This window comes from Candidatus Methylomirabilis sp. (assembly GCA_036000645.1).
Taxonomy (GTDB): Bacteria; Methylomirabilota; Methylomirabilia; order Methylomirabilales; family JACPAU01; genus JACPAU01.
In genome coordinates, this window is the sequence record DASYVA010000209.1 from 1 (window position 1) to 3,558 (window position 3,558).

Genomic DNA, 3,558 nt, shown 5'->3' on the forward strand with positions numbered 1-3,558 from the left:
CGGGTGCGGGCCCTGTGGGAGCCGCCCGGCCAGGGGCGCGTGCTGGTCAACGCGCGGATCCTCCGGAGCCGCTACGTGCGGGATGTCGTCGTGGTGCGGCCATCGGGGAACCCGCTCTTCGACATGTCGGCGGTCCGGGCGATCCAGGAGGCGGTGCCCTATCCCCCCTTCCCCCCCCTGATGCGGGAGGAGTACGTGGACATCGCCTTCACCTTCACCGGGAAGGAGGGCGTCCGCTGATGCGCCGGGTGCGCGGCGTTCGCGCCGCCGGGGCGGGGCTTCTGCTGCTGCTGCTGGGAGGCGCGGGAGAAGCCCAGCGCTATGGGGTGGAGATCCAGAAGGAGGTCTTCCAGCGGATCCCGCTGGCGATCGGGGGGTTCGCCCCCTTGCCCGACAAGAACCCCGGGGCCGACCTGGCCACGGTCGCCCGCTCCGTCGCCGCCGCAGACCTGGACTTCACCGGCCTCTTTGAGGTCATCGACCCCACGTTCCTCCCGGTGGAGGTCCGGAAGCTGAAGCCGGGGGATCAGGCCGAGGTTCTCCCGATGCTCGCCCTCTTCAAGGTGCAGGGGCTCCTGCTCGGCACGCTGGAGCAGCGAGCCACGGAGCTAGCGCTGGAGGCCCAGGTCTACGACGTGGAGCGGGGGACAGCCATCGTGGCCCGCCGCTATCTGGGGGAGGCCACGGCGGTCCGGCAGATCGCCCACCGGCTGGCGGACGAGATCGTGTTCCGCTACACGGGGGAGCGGGGCGTCGCCCAGACCCGCATCGCCTACGTCGGGGCGCGGGACGGGGCCCGGGAGCTCTACGTGATGGACTACGACGGCCACAACCCCATCCTGCTGACGGGGAACCGGTCCATCAACCTCTCCCCCCGCTGGTCCCCCGACGGCCGCCTCCTCGCGTACACCTCGTATCGGGACGGCAACCCCGACCTCTTCCTCCTGAACCTGCAGACGGGGGCGCGGACCAAGCTCTCCGCGGTGCCCGGCCTGAACATCTCCCCCGCCTGGTCCCCGGACGGCGAGTGGGTGGCCCTCTCCCTCAGCAAGGATGGGGGGACCAACATCTACCTGATGCGCAAGGATGGGAGCGGCCTCCGGGCGCTGACGAGCGGCTCCGGCATCTCCGTCTCGCCCACCTTCTCCCCCAACGGGCGCCAGATCGCCTTCACCTCGGACCGGGGCGGGTCGCCCCAGATCTACGCCATTGACCTGGAGGGGACCAACCTCCGCCGCCTGACCTTCCAGGGGGACTACAACTCCTCCCCCCGCTGGTCCCCGCGGGGGGACAAGATCGCCTTCACCTCGAACCTGTCCGGCCGGTTCCAGATCACCCTCATGAACCAGGACGGGTCGGGCGTCCAGACCCTCACGTCCGAGGGGGGCAACGAAGACCCGGCCTGGTCGCGGGACGGGCGGCACCTGGCCTTTACCTCCACCCGGACAGGCCAGCGGGAGATCTTCGTGATGCGGGCCGACGGGTCCGCCCCCCGCCAGCTCACCCGGACCGGGGGCAACTTCGCCCCCGACTGGTCCCAGTAAGGACGGAGCAGCGCGCGCGTGGTCTTTCTCTTCCATCCCCCAGAGGCGGGCAATGCGTAAAGGAGGAGTCATGCGGACACAGCACACGGGATGGGTCGGACTCCTGGTGGCGGTCCTGGCCCTGTCGGTGGGCCTGCTCGTGTCGGCCTGTGCCACCTCGCCCGAGGTGGGGCAGGCCCAGCCGAGCGGCGTGGGCGCGACGGCGCCTGGCGCCCCACGCCCGGCCGGCCCCGCCGCCCCGCCGCGGGTCACGGAGGAGCCGGTGCGCCAGCCCGGAGCCGTCGCCGAGCAGCCGATGACGCCGCGCCCGGCGGCCCCCGCCGGGGCCCCGCTGGAGGACGTCTTCTTCGACTTCGACAAGGCGGTCCTTCGGGATGACGCGAAGGCGTCCCTGACCCGCAACGTCGCGTGGCTGAAGGCCAACGGCGGCGCCGCGATCACCATCGAGGGCCACGCGGACGAGCGGGGGACCAACGAGTACAACCTCGCCCTCGGCGACCGGCGAGCCAAGGCCGCCCAGGAGTACCTGGCGGCGGCCGGGATCGCGGCGAACCGGATCCGGATCATCTCCTACGGCGAGGAGCGGCCCTTCGTTCTGGGGCACGATGAGTCGGCCTGGCGGTGGAACCGCCGAGGCCACTTCGCGGTCCAGCGGTAGGGGAGCCCGGTCGGTGGGGGCGGGGGAGCTCCCCCCGCCCCCACCCGTTCGCGCCTTCGTCGTGGGCGACGACGAGTCGGCCCGGCGGGAGACCCCCCGGGCACCCCTGGTGCCCAAGGGATCCGAGGAGGTGACGGCAGTGCGGCAATTCGGCTGGACAGCTCGAGCGCCGCTACTTCTCGCGCTCCCCCTGGCGGCCTGCGCCGCCTTGGTACCGCAGCAGGAGTACACGGCGCTCCAGGAAGATGTGCGGATCCTGCGCCGCGATGTCGCGGCCCTCTCCCGCACCATCGAGGGGAGCCGCGCCTTCGCGGAGGAGCGTCTGGGTCGGGTCGAGGCGGAGGGGCGGGCCAAGGTGGACCAGCTCCTGGCCAGCCTGAAAGAGGACGCGCAGCGGCTCGGCCAGTCCCAAGGCGACCTCAGCGCGAAGATCGGCGAGTTTTCCTCCGAGAACCGGATCACGCAGGGGCGGCTGGAGGAGACGGCGCACCGGATCAACGAACTGAACCAGCGGGTGGATTCCCTGGAGGTGGCGGTGCGGCGGCTCACGGAGCTGGCCACCCAGAAGCCGGAGGCGGCCCCCGGCGGGGCAGGCGCGGGAACCCCACCGGGGATGGTGCCGGGCCGCCCGGCCCAACCGATCCCGCTCCCGCCTCCGACGGCGGCTCCCGCTCCCGGGGTGGCCGCGCCACCCCCGGCCGCTCCCGCCGCCCCGACCGCGGCCCTCACGGCCACGCCGGACGAGGTCTACAAGGCGGCGCTCAGCGACTACACCAAGGGAAACTACGACCTGGCCATCAACGGCTTCAAGACCTATATGCAGCTCTTTCCGAAGACGAGCCTGGTGCCAAACGCCCAGTACTGGCTGGGAGAGTCCTACTACAGCCAGCGGAATTACCCGGAGGCGATCCGGGAGTTCGAAGCGGTCGTCAAGAACCACCCCAACAGCAACAAGGTCCCGAGTGCGATGCTGAAGCAGGGCTATGCCTATCTGGAGCTGGGCGAGGCCTCCCGGGGCACGGCGGTCCTGCGGGAGCTCATGAACCGATTCAAGAACTCGCGGGAGGCGCGCCTCGCGCAGGAGCGGTTGCGGCAGGTCCAGTAGGCCGGCCGGCCGCAGCGCGGGGCAGAGCGGCCAGCCCATCTTCGGGGGGGGGGCGGAAAAACCAGGGGCCGGGAGGGGTTGCCTCCCGGCCCCTAGCCTTTTCCGGCAGGAAGTGAACGATTAGTTCAGCTCGCTCCGGAACTTCAGGGTGCCGCACTTCTCGCAGCGCAGGGCGCTCTTCGCCTTGCCCTCCTCCGGGTAGTAGGTCACCCAGACCATCTTGGCCCCGTCCTGCGGGCACGGGTGGACCT

At 71.3% G+C, this 3,558-nt stretch carries 4 protein-coding genes; all 4 read left to right on the plus strand.

The genetic code is table 11. The features are described 5' to 3' along the window. A partial coding sequence (locus tag VGT06_11630; GenBank protein ID HEV8663768.1) for a TonB family protein occupies positions 1 to 240 on the plus strand: 240 nt, incomplete at its 5' end. Beyond that, positions 240 to 1,544, plus strand: a complete 1,305-nt coding sequence (tolB, locus tag VGT06_11635) for a Tol-Pal system beta propeller repeat protein TolB (protein HEV8663769.1) — start codon at positions 240 to 242, stop codon at positions 1,542 to 1,544. The genes VGT06_11630 and tolB, both read left to right, overlap by 1 nt. 70 nt (positions 1,545 to 1,614) lie before the next feature. Beyond that, positions 1,615 to 2,202, plus strand: a complete 588-nt coding sequence (gene pal, locus VGT06_11640; GenBank protein ID HEV8663770.1) for a peptidoglycan-associated lipoprotein Pal — start codon at positions 1,615 to 1,617, stop codon at positions 2,200 to 2,202. Positions 2,203 to 2,215: 13 nt separating this feature from the next. Continuing rightward, positions 2,216 to 3,307, plus strand: coding sequence for a tol-pal system protein YbgF (gene ybgF / locus VGT06_11645; protein HEV8663771.1), 1,092 nt, complete (start codon positions 2,216 to 2,218; stop codon positions 3,305 to 3,307). Positions 3,308 to 3,558: the final 251 nt, after the last annotated feature.